At 66.5% G+C, this 21,052-nt stretch carries 20 protein-coding genes; 7 read left to right on the top strand and 13 right to left on the bottom strand.

Annotated elements, in window-relative coordinates; genetic code table 11:
* Positions 1-31 precede the first annotated feature (31 nt).
* The gene (locus CHB77_RS02300; RefSeq protein WP_089386546.1) at positions 32-1,231 is read right to left on the bottom strand and encodes an N-acetylmuramoyl-L-alanine amidase; all 1,200 of its coding nucleotides are present in this window, start codon (positions 1,229-1,231) and stop codon (positions 32-34) included.
* Positions 1,228-2,364 (bottom strand): pyridoxal phosphate-dependent aminotransferase, encoded by a 1,137-nt coding sequence (locus tag CHB77_RS02295; protein ID WP_089386545.1) that lies wholly within the window; start codon positions 2,362-2,364, stop codon positions 1,228-1,230. Before CHB77_RS02295 ends, CHB77_RS02300 begins: the two co-directional genes overlap by 4 nt.
* Before the next feature lie 165 nt (positions 2,365-2,529).
* Here CHB77_RS02295 and CHB77_RS02290 point away from each other — a divergent pair, with 165 nt between their 5' ends.
* Positions 2,530-3,270, top strand: a complete 741-nt coding sequence (locus CHB77_RS02290) for a DsbA family protein (RefSeq protein WP_089386711.1) — start codon at positions 2,530-2,532, stop codon at positions 3,268-3,270.
* A 57-nt stretch (positions 3,271-3,327) separates the two neighbouring features.
* On the opposite strand, the gene betA is transcribed toward CHB77_RS02290, so the two are convergent.
* From betA to betI, 3 genes are read right to left on the bottom strand one after another with little or no spacing between them, the layout of a single operon-like run.
* Entirely contained in the window at positions 3,328-4,947 is a 1,620-nt protein-coding gene (gene betA / locus CHB77_RS02285; RefSeq protein ID WP_089386544.1) for a choline dehydrogenase, read from the bottom strand.
* A gap of 10 nt (positions 4,948-4,957) precedes the next feature.
* Positions 4,958-6,403 (bottom strand): betaine-aldehyde dehydrogenase, encoded by a 1,446-nt coding sequence (gene betB, locus CHB77_RS02280; RefSeq protein WP_089386543.1) that lies wholly within the window; start codon positions 6,401-6,403, stop codon positions 4,958-4,960.
* A complete protein-coding gene (gene betI, locus CHB77_RS02275; protein WP_089386542.1) occupies positions 6,400-6,966 on the bottom strand; it encodes a choline-binding transcriptional repressor BetI in 567 nt (188 codons plus the stop codon). The genes betB and betI overlap by 4 nt, the downstream gene beginning before the upstream one ends.
* An 85-nt stretch (positions 6,967-7,051) precedes the next feature.
* Here betI and choX point away from each other — a divergent pair, with 85 nt between their 5' ends.
* The 4 genes from choX (at position 7,052) to CHB77_RS02255 (ending at position 11,185) form a co-directional block, all read left to right on the top strand.
* Positions 7,052-7,993 carry a choline ABC transporter substrate-binding protein gene (choX, locus tag CHB77_RS02270; protein ID WP_089386541.1) on the top strand — a complete coding sequence of 314 codons (942 nt, stop codon included), beginning with the start codon at positions 7,052-7,054 and terminating at the stop codon, positions 7,991-7,993.
* A 46-nt stretch (positions 7,994-8,039) separates the two neighbouring features.
* The gene (choW, locus tag CHB77_RS02265; protein WP_089386540.1) at positions 8,040-8,888 is read left to right on the top strand and encodes a choline ABC transporter permease subunit; all 849 of its coding nucleotides are present in this window, start codon (positions 8,040-8,042) and stop codon (positions 8,886-8,888) included.
* Positions 8,885-9,901 (top strand): choline ABC transporter ATP-binding protein, encoded by a 1,017-nt coding sequence (gene choV, locus CHB77_RS02260; RefSeq protein WP_089386539.1) that lies wholly within the window; start codon positions 8,885-8,887, stop codon positions 9,899-9,901. Before choW ends, choV begins: the two co-directional genes overlap by 4 nt.
* Positions 9,902-10,021: 120 nt before the next feature.
* Complete coding sequence (locus tag CHB77_RS02255) at positions 10,022-11,185, top strand: NAD-dependent epimerase/dehydratase family protein (protein ID WP_089386538.1); 1,164 nt, start codon at positions 10,022-10,024, stop codon at positions 11,183-11,185.
* 5 nt (positions 11,186-11,190) lie between these two features.
* Here CHB77_RS02255 and CHB77_RS02250 read toward each other — a convergent pair whose 3' ends face one another.
* A complete protein-coding gene (locus CHB77_RS02250; RefSeq protein WP_089386537.1) occupies positions 11,191-12,009 on the bottom strand; it encodes an alpha/beta fold hydrolase in 819 nt (272 codons plus the stop codon).
* A gap of 62 nt (positions 12,010-12,071) precedes the next feature.
* Positions 12,072-12,455, bottom strand: coding sequence for a DUF2147 domain-containing protein (locus CHB77_RS02245; RefSeq protein ID WP_089386536.1), 384 nt, complete (start codon positions 12,453-12,455; stop codon positions 12,072-12,074).
* A gap of 144 nt (positions 12,456-12,599) precedes the next feature.
* On the opposite strand from CHB77_RS02245, the gene hisA reads away from it, so the two are divergent.
* Positions 12,600-13,316 (top strand): 1-(5-phosphoribosyl)-5-[(5-phosphoribosylamino)methylideneamino]imidazole-4-carboxamide isomerase, encoded by a 717-nt coding sequence (gene hisA, locus CHB77_RS02240; RefSeq protein ID WP_089386535.1) that lies wholly within the window; start codon positions 12,600-12,602, stop codon positions 13,314-13,316.
* An 88-nt stretch (positions 13,317-13,404) separates the two neighbouring features.
* A complete protein-coding gene (locus CHB77_RS02235) occupies positions 13,405-14,154 on the top strand; it encodes a sulfotransferase family protein (protein WP_089386534.1) in 750 nt (249 codons plus the stop codon).
* Between the two features lie 46 nt (positions 14,155-14,200).
* Here the strand turns inward: CHB77_RS02235 and CHB77_RS02230 are convergent, their stop codons facing one another.
* From CHB77_RS02230 to rpiA, 6 genes are all read right to left on the bottom strand, one after another.
* The gene (locus tag CHB77_RS02230) at positions 14,201-14,524 is read right to left on the bottom strand and encodes a 2Fe-2S iron-sulfur cluster-binding protein (protein WP_089386533.1); all 324 of its coding nucleotides are present in this window, start codon (positions 14,522-14,524) and stop codon (positions 14,201-14,203) included.
* A gap of 102 nt (positions 14,525-14,626) precedes the next feature.
* A complete protein-coding gene (locus CHB77_RS02225) occupies positions 14,627-16,186 on the bottom strand; it encodes a Do family serine endopeptidase (RefSeq protein WP_089386532.1) in 1,560 nt (519 codons plus the stop codon).
* A gap of 175 nt (positions 16,187-16,361) precedes the next feature.
* A complete protein-coding gene (gene hflC, locus CHB77_RS02220; RefSeq protein WP_089386531.1) occupies positions 16,362-17,573 on the bottom strand; it encodes a protease modulator HflC in 1,212 nt (403 codons plus the stop codon).
* Positions 17,573-18,778 (bottom strand): FtsH protease activity modulator HflK, encoded by a 1,206-nt coding sequence (gene hflK, locus CHB77_RS02215; RefSeq protein ID WP_089386530.1) that lies wholly within the window; start codon positions 18,776-18,778, stop codon positions 17,573-17,575. Before hflK ends, hflC begins: the two co-directional genes overlap by 1 nt.
* Positions 18,779-18,883: 105 nt before the next feature.
* Positions 18,884-20,281, bottom strand: a complete 1,398-nt coding sequence (gene gorA / locus CHB77_RS02210; RefSeq protein WP_089386529.1) for a glutathione-disulfide reductase — start codon at positions 20,279-20,281, stop codon at positions 18,884-18,886.
* Entirely contained in the window at positions 20,278-21,039 is a 762-nt protein-coding gene (gene rpiA / locus CHB77_RS02205; RefSeq protein WP_089386528.1) for a ribose-5-phosphate isomerase RpiA, read from the bottom strand. Before rpiA ends, gorA begins: the two co-directional genes overlap by 4 nt.
* Positions 21,040-21,052 lie beyond the last annotated feature (13 nt).

Below are 21,052 nucleotides of genomic sequence, written 5' to 3'. Positions count from 1 at the left end.
CCGGTCAAAACAACACTGGGCGACCGCGCCCTTATTGGCGCAGCATGGATGCCCGCACGGCCTCGTCGCGCGCCCAGCCGACGATCGCCTCGGCGATGACGCGGACCATGCGCTCTCGCCATTGCGGGTCAAGGATGTTCGCGCGGTCGTCATAATCCGAGATAAAGCCCAGTTCCAGCAGCACCGACGGGATGTCGGGCGATTTCAGGACGGAATAGGTGGCCCCCTGGACGGGGCGTCCGTGCATTCCGATCCCCAGCAGCGCCATCCGCGATGTCAGCCAGCGGGCGAAACTTTCCGATCGGGGCTGGGTGTCGGTGCGGGCGAAATCCATCAAGGCGCCGGTCAGGGCGTCATCGCGGCCGGTCAGGTCGGTTCCCGCCAGCAGGTCGTCGCGCCCGTGCCGCAGCGTCAACTGTTCCGCCGCCCGGCTGTCGGCGGCGGGATTCCAGACATAGACGGTGGCCCCCGCCGCCTGCCCCTGGGGCAGCGCATCCGCGTGAAGCGAGATGAACAGATCCGACCGTTTCTGCCGCGCCGCCGTCACCCGCCGTTCCAGGGCCACGAAACGGTCGTCCTGCCGCGTCATCTGCACGTCCACGCCCCGCGCCTGCAACGCGGCGCGCAGTTCCAGGGCAAAGACCAGGACCAGGTTCGCCTCGCTTTCGCCTTCGGCCGAGGCGCCGGGATCGAACCCGCCATGGCCCGGATCCAGCATGACCGTGAAGCGGTCGTCGGGCGCGGGCTGCGGAATGTCGGCCGGTTCGGGCAGACCCCGCAGCGCGGCGGTGGCCGAGGCGCGGGGCGCGAAATCGTCGGGATCGACCGGCGCAAGGGCCACGGTGATCTGCGCCGCTGCGGGACCGGCCCGCTGGCCCGCGCGGTCGATGCGGTAAGGACCGGGCAGTTCGACCACCACCCGCGACCAGCCGGGACGATCCCGGCCCCAGCGGATCGCCGGGGCCAGGTCGGCGCCGAACAGATCCTGCGGGCGCGCCAGTCCCAGATCGGCGCCTTGCAGATCGACGACCAGCCGCATCGGATCGGCGACCAGATAGGCGCGGAAAGGCACGGGCCTGGTCAGGGCCAGCCGCAGTTCCAGCGGTTTTGGCCCGCCCCATCCGCGCCCGGTCGCGACCAGGGCCGATCCGCCCGGATCCAGCCGCGCCGGTTCCACGGCCCAGACGGGCACCGCCAGCAGCAGGGCCAGGATCAGCGCCAGCCCTTTCATCGTGCGGCCATGAACCCTTGCAGGCGGCGCAGTCCTTCGGCGATGTCGGCGGTCGCGCGGGCATAGGAGAACCGCAAGGTCCGGGCGCCCCGGTCGGGGTCAAAGTCCAGCCCCGGCGTGACCGCGACGCCCGCCGTGTCAAGGATCTCGGCGGCAAGACTGGGCGAATGGTCGGTCAGGTGGGATACGTCGGCATAGATATAGAACGCCCCCTCGGGCGGCGCGATGCGGTCGAAACCCGCGCGGGGCAAACCGTCCAGCATCAGGCGGCGGTTTTCGGCATAGACGGCCAGGTTGGCGTCGGCTTCGTCCATGCAGTCCAGCGCGGCAAGGGCCGCCACCTGGCTGGCATGGGGCGGGCAGATGAACAGGTTCTGCGCCAGCCGTTCAACGGTGCGGACATGGCTTTCGGGAACCACCATCCAGCCCAGCCGCCAGCCGGTCATGGAAAAATACTTGCTGAAGGAGTTGATGACGAACACCTCGTCCGTCACCTCCAGCGCGGAATGGCAGCGGTCGCCATAGGACAGGCCGTGATAGATCTCGTCCGAGATCAGCGCCATGCCACGCGCCCGCGCCCCATCGGACAGCGCCCGCAGTTCGTCCGTGCGCAGCACCGTGCCCGAGGGATTGCCGGGGGACGCAAGGATCAGCCCCGCGCAGCCATCGGGAAGATCGTCGGGGCGCGGCTGATACCGATCCTCGGGGCGGGTCGGGATGCCCACCGGGTCCAGCGACATGGCCCGCAGGATCTGGCGATAGCTGGGATAGCCCGGATAGCCCATCGCCACCCGGTCGCCGGCGTCGAACAGCGCCGAAAACGCGATGATGAACGCCCCGCTGCTGCCCGGCGTCACCACCACGCGGGCCGGGTCCAGATCGACCCCGTACCAGCGGCGATACAGATCCGCGATGCCCTGGCGCAGCGCGGGCAGGCCCAGGGCGACCGTATAGCCCAGCGGCTGTTCCAAGGCGGCGGCAAGCGCGCGGCGGGCACCGGCAGGCGCGGGGGTGGAGGGTTGTCCGACCTCCATATGGATGATGTGGCGGCCTGCGGCTTCGGCGCGGCTCGCTGCCTCCATCACGTCCATGACGATAAACGGATCGACCTGTCCGCGGGCGGATGTCCTCATTGCTCTCCTCGGGGGCCTTTTGCCTTTTTGTGCTGTCTTACGCGCGTAGGACGTGTCCGAAAAGCCCCTTGGGACGGGCGCCGGTCACGCAGCTTTGTCGGCGGCTTTCTTGCCAAGGGCGCGTTCACGCGCCAAGCTTCGTGAAAACCTGTCACGAGGATGCCGATGAAACGCCTGATCGCTGCGCTGCTGATGACCGCGACCCCCGCCCTGTCCTTTGAGATCGGCGCGATGTCGGACGCCGAAAAGACCGCCTTCGGGGCGGCCGTGCGCGAATACCTGATGGCCAACCCCGAGGTTCTGGTGGAATCCATCAACGTGCTGGAAGAACGCCGCGCCGCGTCCGAGGTCGAAAACGACGTGGCCCTGATCGCCGCAAACCGCGATGCCATCTTCGAGGATGGTTACAGCTGGGTCGGCGGCAACCCTGACGGCGATGTGACGATGGTGGAATTCATCGACTATCGCTGCGGCTATTGCCGCAAGTTCAACCAGCAGGTCCAGGACACCGTGGCGTCAGACGGAAATATCAGGCTGATCCTGAAGGAATTTCCGATCCTGGGACAGGACAGCGAAACCTCGTCCCGATTTGCGGTTGCGGTCAAGCAGATCGGCGGGGATGACGCCTATGTCAAGGCCCATCACGCCCTGATGGCCCTGCGCGGCGCGCCCTCGCCCGAGGCGCTGCGCACCATCGCCGGCGACATCGGCGTGGACGCGGACGAGATTCTGAACACGATGAACACGGACTCCGTTTCGGCCGTGCTGCGCGACAACCGGCAGCTGGCCGAACGCATGGCGATCATGGGCACGCCCACCTTCGTCATCGGCGACACGCTGTTGCGGGGAATGCCCGCCGACGGGCTGGAACCCGCCATCGCCGCCGCGCGCGACGGGAAGGGCTGATCCGGGCGGCGGGCGCCCAAGCCTCTGGCGGGAATGCTTCAATAGGGACGAAAGCGCCTATTCGGCCGCCATCCGGTCGCTGTCGGGGCTGGCCAGGCGGCCCAGGACGTGGTCGGCCGCCTTTTCGCCGACCATGATCGAGGGGCCGTTGAGGTTGCCGTTGGTCACGCGCGGAAAGACCGAGCTGTCGGCGACGCGCAGCCCCTGGACCCCGATCACCCGCAGGTCGGGATCGACCACGGCCATCGGGTCGGTCGCCGCCCCCATGCGGGCCGTGCCGCAGGGGTGATAGGCCGATTCGGCATGGTCGCGGATGAAGGCGTCGATCTGGTCGTCGGTCTGGACCGCCGCGCCGGGCTGGATTTCATCGCCCCGGTATTCGGCAAAGGCGGGCTGGTCGAAGATTTGCCGTGTCAGGCGCACGCAGGCGCGGAATTCGGCCCAGTCGTCGGGATGGGACATGTAGTTGAAGCGGATGTCCGGGGCCGCGGCCGGATCGGCCGAGGTCAGCCGTACCGTGCCGCGCGATTTCGACCGCATCGGGCCGACATGGGCCTGAAAGCCATGGCCCTGCGCCGCCGCCTTGCCGTCATAGCGCACGGCCAGCGGCAGGAAATGATACTGGATGTCGGGATAATCCGCCGCGTCCGAAGACCGGATGAACCCGCAGCTTTCGAACTGGTTCGACGCCCCCAGCCCGGTCTTTTGCAGCAGCCATTCCACACCCACCCGGCCCTTGCCCAGCAGGTTGTAATAGGTGTACAGCGTGATCGGCTTCAACGCCTTGTATTGCATGTAAATTTCAAGATGGTCCTGCAAGTTCGCGCCGACGCCCGGACGATCGGCCAGCGGCGTGATGCCGTGGCTTCGCAGGTGGTCGGCGGGGCCTATTCCCGACAGCATCAACAGTTTCGGCGTGTTGATCGAACTGGCCGAGACGATCACCTCGCGGCCCGCGCGGATGTCCTCGATCCGGCCGCCGCGCTCGATCTCGACGCCACAGGCGCGCCGGTCCCGGAATAGGATGCGGCGGGCAAAGGCGCGGATCACGGTCAGGCGGCCGGTCTTTTGCGCCGGGCGCAGATAGGCATTGGCGGCGGACCAGCGGCGGCCTTTCCAGATGGTCGCCTCCATCGGGCCGAAGCCTTCCTGGTTTTCGCCGTTGTAATCAGACGTATAGGGCCAGCCCGCCTGCTGGCCCGCCTGGATGAAGGCGTTGAACAGCGGATTGCGCCGCTTGCCGCGCGTCACGTGCAGCGGCCCGTCGGTGCCGCGCCATTCCGACACGCCGCCGTGCCAGGTTTCCATCCGCTTGAAATAGGGCAGCACGTCGTCATAGCCCCAGCCGGACGCGCCGCTGTCGCGCCAGTGGTCGTAGTCCTTGCGATGGCCGCGCACGAAGACCATGCCGTTGATGGACGACGACCCGCCCAGCACCTTGCCGCGCGGCGTGGCGAGCCTGCGCCCGCCCAGGTGCGGTTCGGGCTGGCTGGCGAATCCCCAGTCGTATCGCGGCATGTTCATGGGATAGGACAGCGCGCCCGGCATCTGGATGAAGATGCCGATATCGCTGCCGCCGTATTCGATCAGGGTGACGCTGTGCCCGGCCTCGGTCAGGCGATAGGCCAGCGCGCAGCCGGCGGACCCGGCGCCGACGATGACGTAATCTGCGGTCATGACGATCCCCCTAATACGGCGCCTCGACGGCGCCCATGCCGACATAGACGGTTTTGAGTTGCGAATAATGCTCGATGGCGGCGGTGCCGTTCTCGCGGCCCAGGCCCGACAGCTTGATGCCCCCGAAGGGCATTTCCACCGGCGTCAGGTTGTAGGCGTTGATCCAGCAGGTGCCCGCCTCCAGCGCCGCGACGACCCGATGGGCGCGCGTCAGATCCTGGGTAAAGACGCCTGCCGCCAGGCCGAAGCCTGTGGCGTTCGCGCGGGCCACGGCCTCGGACTCGTCGGCAAAGGACAGCGTGGTCATCACCGGGCCGAAGATCTCGTCGCGGGTGATGGTCATGTCGTCGGTGGCATCGGCAAAGACGGTGGGGGGAATGAAGGCCCCCTCGCCCGCGCCGCCGCAGACCAGCCGCGCGCCGGCGTCCTGCCCTGCCGCGATGGCCGCGCGGATCCTGTCCGCCTGCGCCGGGTTGATGATCGGGCCGAACTGCGTGTCCGGGTCCAGCGGGTCGCCGGTGCGGACCTGCGCCAGCCGCTCGGCCAGCCGATCGAGGAACCGCTGCGCGATGCCCTGTTGCAGGAACACCCGCGTGCCGTTGGAACAGATCTGCCCCGAGGAATAGAAATTCGCCAGGATCGCCGCGCCCACGGCATCGTCAAGGCGGGCGTCGTCGAACACGATCAGGGGCGACTTGCCGCCAAGCTCCATCGTCACATGGCGCATCCCCTCGGCGGCGGCGGCATAGACGCGACGGCCCGTAGGCACCGATCCGGTCAGCGAAACCTTGGCGACGTTCGGATCCGTCACCAGCGCCGCACCGACATCGCCACGTCCCTGCACGACATTGAAGACGCCCGGCGGGGCGCCCGCCTCCAGCAGGATCTCAGCCAGCTTCAGGGCGCCCAGCGGCGTTTCCTCGGACGGCTTGAAGACCATCGCGTTGCCCATGGCCAGCGCGGGCGCGGCCTTCCAGCAGGCGATCTGGCTGGGATAGTTCCAGGCGCCGATGCCCGCGCAGACGCCCAGGGCCTCGCGCCGCGTATAGGCCCAGTCGCGGCCCAGCGGAATCATCTGGCCGGTCACGGTCGCCGCCAGCCCGCCGAAATATTCCAGCGCCGCCGCGCCCGACGCCCAGTCGGCCACCAGCGTTTCCTGGATCGGCTTGCCGGTGTCCAGCGTTTCCAGCCGGGACAGGTCGTCGTTGCGGTCGCGGATGATCGCGGCGGCCCGCGACAGGACGCGGCCCCGGTCGGCGGGCGCCATCGCCGCCCATGCGGGTTGCGCGCGGGCCGCCGCCCGACAGGCCAGCGCCACCTGATTCGCGGACGCCTCGCGCAGCGATGCGATTTCCTGGCCGGTAAAGGGATACAGCACCGGCAGCGCCGCGCCTTCGCCTTCGACAAAGCCGCCGTCGATGAACAGGCTGGCCGCGGGTTGGGCGTCAAGGGTCATCGCAGGGCCTCGTCCAGATAATCAGAGATCAGGGTGATGGCGGCCTTGGCATCCACGTCGCCGCGCATCAGGACGGTGCGCAGATACACCCCGTCGATCAGCGCCCCCAGGGTTTCGGCTATCCGTGCCGGATCGTCGGTCAGGGGCCGCAGCGCCAGGATCAGGTTCGACCGCAGCCTGCGGTGATAAACGCGCAGCAGGCGCCCGGCCTCGGGGTTTATCAGCGCCAAGGCATAGAAATTGATCCAGGCGCTGACGGTTTCGCGCTGGAAATTCTGGGGGGCGAAACTGGCTTGGATGATCGCGTCAAGGCGCCCGCGCCGCCCGTGGCCCGGCAGGCGTTCGACCACCGACCGGCCATAGGTGCGCAGGATGTAACGCATCGCCGACAGGAACATCTGTTCCTTGGATCCGAAATAATGATGCGCCAGCGCCGGCGACATGCCCGCGCGCCGGGCGATCTGCGCCACGGTCACGTCCAGCGAACCCGCGCGCCCGATCTCGAAGATCGTGGCGTTGATTAACGCGGCTTTTCGGATAGGCTCGGCCCCGATCTTGGGCAATGCGGCACCTGTTTGCAGAAGATGGTTGCTATTCAGGGCCTGTCTATCTTTAATTGACTGACCAATCAAGAACAGGGAGCCTTGCATGATCCGTTTTCGCCTGACCACATCTCTGGTGCTTGGTGCGATCCTTGCCGGACCGCTTGCCGCCGCCGAACCCGAGGATTGCCGCCAGGTGGTCCTGTCCGACGTCGGCTGGACCGACATCACCGCGACGACGGCCCTCGCCTCGACGGTGTTGCAAGCCTTGGGGTATGAAACCGAAACAAAGCTGCTGTCGGTGCCCGTCACCTATACGGCGCTGTCCACCGACGACGTGGACATCTTTCTGGGCAACTGGATGCCCACGATGGAGGCCGACATCGCCCCCTATCGCGACGCGGGCACGGTCGACACGGTGCGCACCAACCTGACGGGCGCGAAATACACGCTGGCCACCAACAAGGCGGGCGCCGACCTGGGCATCACGGATTTCAGCAAGATCGCCGAAAACAAGGACGCGCTGTCCGGCCAGATCTATGGCATCGAGCCGGGCAACGACGGCAACCGCCTGCTGCTGGAAATGGTGGCCGAGGACAAGTTCGGGCTGGGCACCTTCGAGGTGGTCGAATCCAGCGAACAGGGAATGCTGGCGCAGGTGGCCCGCGCCGATGCCGCAGGCCAGCCGGTGGTGTTCCTGGGCTGGGAACCCCACCCGATGAACGCCCAGTTCGCCATGACCTATCTGACCGGCGGGGACGAGGTTTTCGGCCCCGATCTGGGCGGGGCCGAGGTGCGCACCAACACACGCCAGGGTTATGTCGCGGAATGCCCGAACGTGGGCAAGTTCCTGCAAAACCTGGAATTCACCCTGCCCATGGAAAACGAGGTGATGGGCAAGATCCTGAACGACGGCCAGGATCCGATGGAGGCCGCGAAGGACTGGCTGACGGCCAATCCCGATGCCGCCGCCCCCTGGCTGGACGGCGTGACCACCGTGGACGGCAACGACGCGCAGGCCGCCCTGATCGAGGCGCTGTCCGGCTGATCCCCCGCCCCGCCGCAGGCAACCACATCCAACCAAGGAACACCGAATGGAGCAGCTGACGGCGCTTGTCACCGACAACAAGATTCCCGTCGGACGGACGGCCAAGGGAGTCTTCGACTGGCTGAACGCCAATGCGGCGGGGCTGTTCAACACCATCGCGGGGGTTCTGGAATGGCTGATCGCGGGCATCCTGGCGGCGCTTCAGGCGCCGCACCCGCTGCTGTTCATCCTGCTGGCCATGGCGCTGACCTGGCTGCTGCAACGCAACTGGAAGACCTGCCTGCTGGTGGCCCTGGGCCTGCTGTTCGTGCTGAACCAGGGCTATTGGGACGAGATGATGCAGTCCCTGACCCTGGTGCTGGCCGCCTGCCTGGTCTGCATGGCGATCGGCGTGCCGGTGGGGATCGCCGCCGCGCACCGCCCGCGCCTGTACGCCTGGATGCGGCCGGTGCTGGATCTGATGCAGACGCTGCCCACCTTCGTCTATCTGATCCCGGCCATCGTGTTCTTCGGCATCGGCATGGTGCCGGGCCTGCTGGCCACCGTGATCTTCGTGCTGCCGGCGCCGATCCGGCTGACGCAGCTTGGCATCAGTTCGACCCCGCCCGCCCTGGTCGAGGCCGCGACCGCCTTTGGCGCCACCCCGCGCCAGCTTCTGTGGAAGGTCGAACTACCCAGCGCGCTGCCCCAGATCATGGCCGGGCTGAACCAGACCATCATGCTGTCGCTGTCGATGGTCGTGATCGCGGCCCTGGTCGGGGCGTCCGGCCTGGGGGTTCCGGTGGTCCGGGCGCTGAACAGCGTGAACACCTCGCTGGGGTTCGAATCGGGCTTCGTGATCGTGGTTGTCGCCATTCTTCTAGACCGGATGCTGCGGATGGAGGGACGCAAATGACCGACTCACCCAATGCCGTCGAATTCGACCGGGTCAGCATCGTCTTTGGCGACCATCCCGAAGCCGCCCTGCCCCTGATGGACCAGGGCAAGGAGCGGGCCGAGATTCGGACGGCCACCGGACAGGTTCTGGGCGTCCACGACTGTTCCCTGAACGTCCGCCAGGGCGAGATCCTGGTGCTGATGGGCCTGTCCGGGTCGGGCAAATCCACCCTGCTGCGCGCCGTGAACGCCCTGAACGACGTCTGCCGGGGCGAGGTTCGGGTCTGGGACGGCGGCAAGATGATTTCCGTCAGCGGCGCGGGCAAGCGCGCGCTGCGCGACATCCGCCTGCGCCATGTGGCGATGGTGTTCCAGCAGTTCGGCCTGCTGCCCTGGCGCACCGTGCGCGAGAACGTGGGCCTGGGGCTGGAACTGGCCGGGATGCCGGTGGCCGACCGCAAGGCCCGCGTGGACCGGCAGCTGGAAACCGTGGGCTTGGCCGACTGGGCCGAACGCAAGGTGGGCGATCTGTCGGGGGGAATGCAACAGCGGGTGGGCCTGGCCCGCGCCTTCGCGACCGAGGCGCCGATCCTGCTGATGGACGAACCCTTCAGCGCGCTGGATCCCCTGATCCGGGCGCGGCTTCAGGACGAATTGCTGGAATTGCAGGCCAAGACGCAGCGCACGATCATCTTTGTCAGCCACGATCTGGACGAGGCGTTCAAGCTGGGCAACCGAATCGCCCTGATGGAGGGGGGCCGCATCGTCCAGATCGGCACCGCGCGCGACATCATCGCCAATCCGGTCAACGGCTATGTCGCCGATTTCGTGGCCCACATGAACCCGCTGGGCGTGCTAACCGCCGCCGACGTGGCTCAGCCGGGCGACGCGGCCGGTGATCCTGTTCCCCGCGACATGCCGGTGCGGCAGGTCATGGGCCTGCTGGCGGATCGCACCGCCCTGCCCGTCCAGGGCGGCGGCTGCATCACCCGCGACGCCGTCCTGGCCCGGCTGATCGATCCGCGGGGCTGACGCGCCCTTTGCCCGAGCCGGCCTTTGCGACGGCTGTGTGTCAGCCGCGTGGCAGCTATGGCGTCCGCCCGGCCGGCATTCTAAAAGGCGGCAAAACGCGGTCGTATCAAAGGCGGTTTCATGAAGATCATCGTTCTGGGCGGAGACGGCTTTTGCGGCTGGCCGACCGCGCTGCACCTGTCGGCGCGCGGCCATGACGTCATCGTCGTGGACAACCTGTCGCGCCGCAAGATCGACGTGGAACTCGAGGTCGGCAGCCTGACGCCCATCCGCCCGCTGGGCGAACGCGTGCGCGCCTGGCACGACCTGACCAACCACACGATCCGGGTGGAACACTTTACGGTGGGCGAACACTACCACCGCCTGCTGACCCTGTTGCAGACCGAACGCCCCGACGCGGTGATCCATTTCGCCGAACAGCGCGCCGCGCCCTATTCGATGAAATCCAGCTGGCACAAGCGTTATACCGTCAACAACAACCTCAATGCCACCAACGACGTGCTGGCGGCCATTGTCGAGTCCGGCCAGGACATCCATCTGGTCCACCTGGGCACAATGGGGGTCTATGGTTACGGCACGGCGGGTATGAAGATTCCCGAAGGTTATCTGGACGTGGTGGTGGACACCGAAAACGGACCCCACCGGCAGGAAATCCTGTATCCCGCCAATCCGGGATCGATCTATCACATGACCAAGACCCAGGATCAGCTGTTCTTTTTCTATTACAACAAGAACGATGGCGTGCGGATCACCGACCTGCACCAGGGCATCGTCTGGGGCACCCAGACCGAGGAAACCCGGATGGACGACCGTCTCATCAACCGGTTCGATTACGACGGGGATTACGGCACGGTGCTGAACCGCTTTCTGATGCAGGCGGCCATCGGCTATCCGCTGACGGTGCATGGCACGGGCGGCCAGACCCGCGCCTTCATCCACATCCAGGACACCTGCCGCTGCATCGATCTGGCGCTGACGAACCCGCCCGCCAAGGGCGACCGGGTCAGCATCCTGAACCAGATGACCGAAACCCACCGCGTCCGCGATCTTGCGAAGATGATCGCCGATCAGACCGGGGTCGAGGTGGCGTTCCTCAAGAACCCCCGAAACGAGGCGGACGAGAACGACCTGCACGTCGCCAACGACCGGTTCCTGGGCCTGGGGCTGGACCCGATCAGGCTGGCCGACGGCCTGCTGGCCGAGGTCCAGGAAATCGCCCGCAAATACGCCGACCGCTGCGACCGCGACAAGATCCCCTGCGTGTCGCAGTGGCGGACGGCATAGCGCGTTCAGGCCGTTCGCAGGAACGTCAGCAGATCCTCGACCAATTGATCGGCGTGGGTGGCCGTCAGCCCGTGCGGCGCCCCGCCGTATTCCAGCAGTTGCGCATTCGGCAGCATCCTGGCCAACCGGCGCGCGGTGGCGTCGATGGGGACCGTCTTGTCGCTCTTGCCGTGGACGATCAGCGTCGGCACGTTGATCTTGGACACATCGTCCGAAAAATCCGTCGTGCCGAATGCCGTCACGCATTCCAGCGTGGCGCGCGGGCTGGCCAACATCGCCATGTCCAGGGTCCAGTCGAGAATCGGCTGGCTGACCCCGGACATCAGCCCCTGGCCATAAAAGTCCTTGAAGAAATCCGACAGGAAGGCCGGGCGATCCTTGCGCAGGCCGGCTTGGATCTGTTCCAGAAGATCGCGCGTGATGCCGTCTGGATTGCTGTCGGATTTCAGCATTCCCGGAACGACTGACGACACGAAGACCGCTTGCGATACGCCGCCGCCGTGGCGGGACATATAACGCGCGACCTCTCCTCCGCCCATGGAAAAGCCGACCAACGTGACATCCTCGAGATCCAGACTGTCCATCACATGGGCAAGGTCATCGGCAAGCCGATCATAGTCATAGCCGTTCCAGGGCTGGCCGGACCGGCCAAAGCCGCGGCGGTCATAGCTGACGACGCGGTATCCGGCCTCGGCCAGTTTCACGGCCTGGTATTCCCAACTGTCCGCGTTCAGCGGCCAGCCGTGGATCAGGACCACCGGGCGGCCCTGCCCCCAGTCCCGGACATGAAGATCCGTCCCGTCGTTCGTGGTGATTACCGGCATGATGCGTTCCCTGGCGAAAAAGGTTCGCCGGGGAACGCCGCCGCGTCGGTTCGGGTTGCGCCTTACGGCACACGCACCCAGGTCTGGCTTTTGCAGATCAGCCCGCCCGCGACGCAGCCCGACAGGCTCATCCGGTCGCCCTGCACGCTGGCCTTGCCGATATAGATCCTGTCGTTGGCCGGCCGCCACACCCGGCCCGCATAGTTGCCGCCGCCCTGCGGGGCCATGTCGATGACGATCTGGCGACCCAGGTTCGGCGACTGGAATTCCGCCGTTCCCTGAAACGTGCGGCTGATCGTGCCGCAGAACGCCCCGCCGCACGGGCTGATGACGACATGGGCAAAGGATCCCTCGTCCGGCTGGGTCTGCCAGACTCCTTCGATCGGATCGGCGGCGGCGGCGGTGCCTGCCAGCGCAAGGATGGCGGCGGCGATGATGTGGCGCATATGATGACCTTCGGTCCTGGGATGGTGGGCGGATGCTGCGGGGCAGTCCGGATTCGGGCAAGCATGACGTGAGGTCGCGGCCCGGCCTTCCGTTCCGCCCGTCCGCGTGGCAAAGAAACACCACCGCGAAACCCGGAGACTGCCATGATCCTGTACCCCGCCATCGACCTGAAGGACGGCAACTGCGTCCGCCTGCTGCGCGGGGACATGGAGGCGGCGACCGTGTTCGGCACCGATCCGGCGGCGCAGGCGCGCGGCTTTCAGGACGCGGGGGCCGAATGGCTGCATCTGGTCGATCTGAATGGCGCCTTTGCGGGCCAGCCGGTAAATGCCGCGGCGGTCGAGGCGGTCCTGGCGGCGGTCCGCATCCCGGTCCAGCTTGGCGGCGGCATCCGCGACATGGCGACCATCGAGGGCTGGCTGTCCAAGGGCCTGACCCGCGTGATTCTGGGAACCGTGGCCGTCGAGAACCCCGACCTGGTGCGGCAGGCAGCGGCGGCCTTTCCAGGCCGGATCGCGGTCGGCATCGACGCGCGCGCAGGCCGTGTTGCCACCCGCGGCTGGGCAACCGAAACCGACGTCACGGCCACCGACCTGGCCCGCCGGTTCCAGGACGCGGGCGTGGCCGCGATCGTCTATACCGACATCGACCGCGACGGGGCCATGCATGGACCGAACGTCCCCGCGACCGAGGCGCTGGCCCGCGCGGTCGGCATTCCCGTGATCGCCTCGGGCGGGGTATCGTCGCTGGACGACCTGCGGGCGCTGTCGGACACGGGCGTCATCGCCGGCGCGATTTCGGGCCGCGCCCTCTACGACGGGGCCATCGACCTGCGCCAGGCGCTGGCGATGCTGGGATAGCCCGGATGGCAGGCAAGGCGCTGCCGCGCACCCCAAATTTTACGATCCCGTTCGCAGAACATTCATTTTTAATCCTGGAGGAGACGAAATGACCGGCACCCCCAAGCATAAAAAGCCCAACCTGCTGATTATCGGCGCGCAAAAATGCGGCACCACATGGTTGCACTATGCCCTGAACAAGTCCCGTCATTTCAGCGGCAGCACACCAAAAGAGGTCAATTACTGGAACCAGAGAACCCTTGGCTCATTCGAAGGGTATCTGGGCCATTTTCCCGACACGGACGATGCGACATACTGGTATGAAAGCACTCCGCACTACTTTCGGCCGCCCTCGAGGGGCATGGACATCGCGGCGCGGATAAGATCAGGCCTTGGCGATATTCCGTTGATCTTGCTGGTTCGAAACCCTGTGGAACGCTATCTGTCGTGTTACACCCACCACATGCTGCAAGGCAGGCTTCCGACCACCACGATCATCGAGACCGTCTCGAACGATCTGATGATGGTCGAACTTGGAAGATATTTCCACATCCTTCAGCATTTTGATTCCCATTTCTCGGACATAAACATCTATCCTTACGACGACATTGCCGCCGAACCGGAAAACCTCGTGTCGCGGATCATGAAAGACCTTCGCCTAGAATCCGATCTGACGGCCGGGAACCTGAATTTCAGCGTCAATACCAAGGAAAAAAACGCATCCCGACATTCCTATGACGTGACACTGCCCCGCCTCAGCCCGGCGGTCCAGGCGGAACTGGGGTCGATCTACAGGGACGACGTTCTTGGGCTTCAGGACAGAATGAATCGGGATTTGTCCCATTGGCTGACGCCTTAGAGACGGGCAGAATCCACAGCGGACATCCTGGCGGCAGGATGTCCGATCAGATCTGGCGTTCGGGCATCTGCACGACCAGGCCGTCCAAGGCATCCGTTACCTTGATCTGGCAGGTCAGGCGCGACCGTTCCGGATCGGGCTGCCACGCAAAGTCCAGCATGTCCTCCTCCATCGGATCCTTGGGGGGGATCTGGTCGGACCAGGCGGGATCGACATAGACATGGCAGGTCGAACAGGCGCAGGCGCCCCCGCAATCGGCGTCGATACCGGGGATGCCGTTGTCGCGCGCCCCTTCCATCACCGTCATGCCGGGCTTCACGTCCACCTCGTGCCGGGTTCCGTTATGCTCGATATAGGTGATGCGGGCCATGGCTGCTTGTCCTTTGCTGTGCAGGGGGCAGATAGGCCATCCATCCTGCAATGAAAAGGGGACGGTCCGGCCGGACCGCCCCCTTTCGAATCGTTCCGGCGATCAGGATTGGCCGACCGGAAGCGCCACGAAGCGCGGTTCGCCGCCACGGCGCACCAGCACCAGCAACGACTTGCGGCCTGCCTCGCGCGCCTCGTCGATGCGGTCGTTCAGATCGCCCACCGACATCACAGGCTGCTGGCCCGCCTCGGTGATGATGTCTCCGGGGGCCAAGCCCTTTTCGGCGGCCTCGCTGGCCGGATCGACCTCTTGCACCACCAGCCCCTGACTGTCCGAGGGCAGGTCCATCTCCTGCGCCATTTGCGACGTCAACGGCGCAAGCGACATGCCCAGAACTCGCTGGGGCGCAACGTCCCGTTCAGCCGGACCCGACGGGTCGCCCATGCCTTCGGCGGTTTCGCGGCGGCCCAGCGTCACCGACAGCGTGACCGGACCGCCGCTGCGCTGCACGACCACGTCCACAGGTTCGCCCGCGGGCGCCTCGGCCACGCGGCGGACCAGGGTCCGGGTATCCTCGACCTCGGATCCGGCGAAATTGGTGATGACATCGCCCGCAAGCATTCCGGCCTCGCGCGCCGGACCTTCGGGGACATCCGTCACCATGGCGCCCGATTCGGCGGCAAGGCCAAGCGCCTCGGCCATGTCGGGGGTCACGTCCTGGATCTTGACACCAAGCCAGCCACGCCGGGTTTCGCCGAATTCCCGCAGTTGCTCCACGACGCTGGACACCACATTGGACGCCATGGAAAACCCGATGCCGATCGATCCGCCGTTCGGCGACAGGATGGCAGTGTTCACGCCCACCACCTCGCCCTGGAGATTGAACAGCGGCCCGCCGGAATTGCCGCGATTGATCGCGGCGTCGGTTTGCAGGTAATCGTCATAGGTGCCCGACAACTCGCGGTTGCGGGCCGACACGATCCCCGAACTGGCCGAAAAACCCTGTCCCAGCGGATTGCCGAGCGCCAGCACCCAGTCGCCCACGCGCGCGTCGTCGGAATTTCCGAACTCCACGAAGGGCAGCGCATCGCTGCTTTCAACCTTGAGAACGGCCAAGTCGGTGTTGGGATCGGTGCCGATCACCTCGGCGGGCAGGGTTTCGCCCGAATAGAACTCGATCTCGATCTCGTCCGCGCCATCGATGACGTGGTTGTTGGTGACGATGAAGCCATCGGCCGAAATGACGAAGCCCGATCCCAGCGCGTTCGACCGCTGGGGCATCCGGGGGCCGCGCGGCCCTTCCTCGCCCGGCATTCCGGGAAAGCCGAAGTCGCGGAACAGGTCGGAAAACGGGCTGCCTTCGGGAAAGCTCGGCCCGCCCTGGGGACCGCCGGTCGGCTGGGCCACCACGGCGCTGGTGGTGATGTTCACGACCGCCGGGGCGACCTTCTGGACCAGGTCGGCAAAGCTTTGGGGCATGACCTGGGACGTGGCGGTTTCGGGAACCGACAGCGGTTCGTTGTTGTTCGCCGCCTCTTGTGCCTGCTGGCTGGCCTCGGGCGAAATTTCCGGCTGCGCGTCCTGCGCGGCGGCAAAACCAAGGCCGACGGTCACGGCCAAGGCCGAGGCAGTCAAAAGGTGCCGAGGAGAAAGCGTCTTCATGCGGATGTCCTCATCTTTCGCAGTGCCGGTCCTGACATGGCCGGAGACCGCCAGTGATACCAAAAAGAAATAGGGCGGCGTTGCAAATAAACCACGCTCTCGGACAGTGAACTGATCGTGACAATTATGTCAGAAAGGGCGGATGCCTGCCATCCGCCCGGTGGTGTTCATGCGGTCAGTTTTGTGCCGCCGGCGGTTCCGGCTCGGCCTGGGGCTGCGGTTCCGGGGCCTGATCCACGGGGGCGTCGGCAGGCGCCGATGGGGCCGCATCGGCCGCGTCCCCCGTTCCCACGGCCGGCATCGGCACGCTTTCGGCGTCCTGCGGCGGCGTGGTCAGGCTTTCGGGCACCGGCGTCAGGGTGACGCCCGCGCTTTCGCCCAGGCGGTTGCCTTCGCGGTCGGTGACGGTCGGCGTCACCAGCCCTTCCTCGGGCGCGGGGGGTTCGACGGCGGCGTTCTGCGCCGAATTGCCTGCGGGAACCGGGGTCGTCGGCGGATTGGCGCGGCTCGCGCCGTCATCGCGCAAATAGTTGAAGAACTCGCCATCCGGCTGCAACACCATGGTGCTGTTTTCCCCCCGAAGTGCCCGTTCGTACGACGTCATCGACCGCGTGAAGGCAAAGAATTCGGGATCGCGGCCAAAGGCGTCGGCATAGATCGCGTTCCGTTGGCCATCGGCCTCGCCCCGGACGATCTCGGCCCGCTTCTGCGCTTCCGAGGTCAGTTCCACCACCGTGCGGTCGGCGGCGGCGCGAACCCGCTGCGCGGCCTCGCCACCGCGGGCGATTTCGTCGGCAGCCTCGCGCTGGCGTTCGGCGCGCATCCGGGCATAGGTCGCATTCAGGTTCTGTTCGGGCAGATCGGTGCGCGTCAGGCGCACATCGATGATCTCGACGCCCAACCCTTCGGAATTGGCCCGCGCCTCGTCCCGGATCTGGTTCATCAGCGCGGTCCGGTCGTCCGACAGCACCTGGGTCGAGGGCACAGAACCCAGAACCTCGCGGATCGAGGTGCTGACGATCGGCTCCAACCGGCCAAGCGCGGTCTGGATGCCGCCGGTGCCCACGGCCTGACGGAAGCGGACCACATCGGTGATGCGCCAGCGCGCAAAGGCATCGACCACCAGGCGGCGGTCATCCAGGGGCGTCACCTCCAGCGGCGTGGTAGGCAGGCCCAGGATGCGGGCGTCGTATTTTTCCACGTTGTCCAGGAACGGCACCTTGAAGCCCAGGCCCGGCTCCTCTTGCACGGACACGACCCGGCCCAGGCGAAGCACCAGCGCCTTTTCGCGTTCGTCCACGATGAACAGGGACGATGCCGCAAGGACGCCGACCACGATCAGGAACGGAATGGCCAGCGTTCCCGCAATGGATCGTTTACGCACCATCAATTGGTCCCCCCGGCATTCGGATTGGTGTCGGCATTGGTGCCGGAACGGCGCAACTGGTCCAGCGGCAGATAGGGCACGACGCCCGACCCCTGCCCGTCCATGCCTTCGCCAAGAATGATCTTGTCCACGCCGCCAAGCACGCCCTCCATGGTCTCCAGGTACATGCGGCGTCGCGTGACCTCGGGCGCCTTCACATATTCCTCGTAGATCGAATTGAACCGCGCGGCCTCGCCCTGGGCGGTGTTGACGGCTTGGGCACGATAAGCCTCGGCCTGTTCCAGGGCTTGGGCCGCATCACCGCGGGCCTGGGCCAGGACGCGGTTGGCATAGGCGTCCGCCTCTTTCTCGAGCCGGTCGCGTTCCTGCTGGGCAGCCTGGACCTCGCGGAAGGCGTCGATCACCTCTCCGGGCGGGTCGGCGCGGGCCAGGTTGACGCGAACCACGTTGATACCGGACTGATAGGCGTCCAACGTACGCTGCGTCGCCTCGCGCAGGTCGGTGGCGATGGCGCCCCGGTCGCGGTTCAGGATCGGCGCCAGTTCGCTGCGGGCGATGATGTCGCGCATGGCGGATTCCGCCACGGCCCGCATGGTGTCGGCGGGATCGGCCAGGTTGAACAGGTATTTTTCAGGATCCGAGATGTTCCAGACCACCTGATATTCCATGTCCACGATGTTCTGGTCGCGGGTCAGCATCAGGCCATTGTCCATTTCGCCCTGGGCGCCGGTGCCGATTTCCGTCACGCGTTCGTTGGTGACGGGAATGACCTCGGCGGTGACGATGGGCCAGGGGGCAAAATTCAGGCCCTCGCTTCCCACCGCCACGGCGCGGCCGAACAGGAATTCGACGCTGCGTTCGTTGGTTTGGACGCGATAGAAGCTGGCGAATGCCCACAAGGCGACCAGGACCAGACCGCCAATGGTCAGGGTGGATCGATTCAGCTGCAAGCCCGACGGCCCCTGGGGCCTACGCGGTCCGCCGTTCGGGCCGTTGCCGCTGCCGCGCCCGCCCATCAGGACGCGCAGGCGTTCCTGGCCCTTCTTCATCAGTTCCTCGATCTCGGGCATCTGCTGCGGGCCGCCGGGCCGCTGCGGCCCCTTTGGCGGCTGCTGCTGTCCCCAGGGGCGGTTCGAGGGCTGCTTGCCGCGATCCTCGTCGTCTCCTCCGCCGCTTCCGCCGCCCCATGGGCCCTGACTTGCCATCCGTCGTCCTTCTTTCTTCTTCGGAATTCCGTTGCCTGAAAACTGGTGCGACGGGGGGAAATGTCAACCCGAACGCCCCCCGACCGCGCCGATCTGTCGCAATTGTCAGGCGGTTGCAGCCTGTGCAGAAACCGCCAGCCGATGCCGCCGCGCGGGCTGGCGCATCGTCACCAGTTCCTCGGCCGCGGTGGGATGCACGGCCATGGTCGCGTCGAAATCGGCCTTGGTGGCGCCCAGGGTGATGGGAATGGCTGCCAGCTGGATCATCTCTCCGGCATCGGGGCCGAAGATGTGGCAGCCCAGCACAAGGTCGGTGTCGGGATCGACCAGCAGCTTCATCATCATCCTGGCATCGCTGCCCGCGAACATCGACCGCATGGGCCGAAAGACTGTCGCATAGACGTCCACGTCGCCCCGCGCGCAGGCCTGTTCCTCGGTCAGGCCGACGGACGCGACCTCGTGCGGGCGCAGATAGACGGCGCTGGCGATGTTATGGTGCGTCACGCTGCGCGCGCGCCCGCCAAACATCGTGTCGGCAAAGGCATGGCCTTCGCGGATCGCCACGGGGGTCAGGTTCACCCGGTCGGTCACGTCGCCCACGGCAAAGATCGACGGCACCGCCGTCTGCGACCACTCGTCCACGACGATGGCGCCGTTCGGGCGCAGGTGGACGCCGGTGTTTTCCAGCCCCAGACCGCCAGTATGGGGGTCGCGCCCCGTGGCCCAGATGACCGCGTCGAAGTCGTCGCGGCTGTCGTCGTTGAACGTGACGCCGATGCGGTCGCCGGACCGTTCAAGGCCGGTCGGGTTGACGTTCAGGCGCAGATCGACGCCGATCGCGCTCAGTTGCAGGGTGGCCATGTCGCGGGCCTGCCGGTCGAATCCGCGCAACACCGCGTCGCCGCGATAGACCTGCACCGTTTCGCACCCCAAACCCGCCAGGATGGTCGCGAACTCGCAGGCGATGAACCCCCCGCCGACCAGCAGCACCCGGCGCGGCAGGGATTCCATCAGGAACAGGTCGTCGGAAATCAGGCCCAGTTCCTGCCCCGGAATGCCCGGCAGGGCGGGGCGCCCCCCGACGGCGATCAGGATATGCTTGGCGGTCCTGGTGGTGCCGTCGGCCAAGGCGACGGTGTGGTGATCGACGATGGTGGCGCGCTGATGGAAAATCTCGACCCCCGCCTTTTCCAGGTTGGCGGTATAGATCATTTCCAGCCGGGTCAGTTCGGCGTCCAGTTTCTGCCGGAACACGGTCCAGTCGAACCGTCCCGCCTGCGCATCGCACCAGCCATAGCCGCGCATCTCGTCGGCCATCAGTCCGGCCTGGCTGGCAAAGACCATCAGCTTCTTGGGCACGCAGCCGCGGATCACGCAGGTGCCGCCCATGCGGCTTTCCTCGGCCAGGGCGACGCGGGCGCCGTGTTCGCCCGCCGCGATCCGCGCGGCCCTTACGCCCCCGGAACCGCCGCCGATCACGAACAGATCAAGGTCAAAGCTCACAGCCCGTCCCCTTCATGGGCCAGCAGGTCGGCATCCAGTCCCTCGTTGCGGTCCAGGCAGATCACGGTGCCGTCGGGCTTGCCGATGATCGCAAGCTGGCACATGCCCAGGAACAGCCCGTGTTCGACCACGCCGGGAATGGCCGACAGGGCGCGGGCCAGGGCGACCGGATCGGGAATGCAGGCCAGATGCAGGTCCAGGATCCAGTTCCCCTCGTCCGTCACCCAGGGATCGCTGCCTTTCAGGCGGTGCAGCACGTCCCGGTCGCCCAAATCCAGATCGGTCAAGGCGCGGCGGATCAGCGTCCGGGTGGTTTCAAAGCCGAACTGCACGACCTCGACCGGCAGGGGAAAGACGCCCAGCTGTTCGACGACCTTGGCCGGATCGGCGATGACCACCATCCGCTTGCTGGCGGCCGCGACGATCTTTTCGCGCAGATGCGCCCCGCCGCCGCCCTTTATCAGATGCAGGTCGGGATCGATCTCGTCGGCGCCGTCGATGGTCATGTCCAGCCAGCCGATCCGATCCAGGCTTTCGATGGACAGGCCCAGGCTTTCGGCCAGTTCGCAGGTGGCCAGGGACGTGGCGGCGCAGCGCAGCCGCAGCCCCTCGGCGCGCGCGCGGTCCGCCAGGACACGGACCATGACGCTGGCGGTCGATCCGGTCCCCAGCCCCAGCTTCATGCCGTCCTGCACCAAGGCCACGGCGGCGCGCGCGGCGGCCAGCTTGGCGGGATCGGGTTCGGGGTGCCGGGTCATCGGGGCCTCCTGT

This window comes from Paracoccus sediminis (assembly GCF_900188295.1).
Taxonomy (GTDB): Bacteria; Pseudomonadota; Alphaproteobacteria; order Rhodobacterales; family Rhodobacteraceae; genus Paracoccus; species Paracoccus sediminis.
This window is presented reverse-complemented; position numbering and strand designations above follow the sequence as displayed.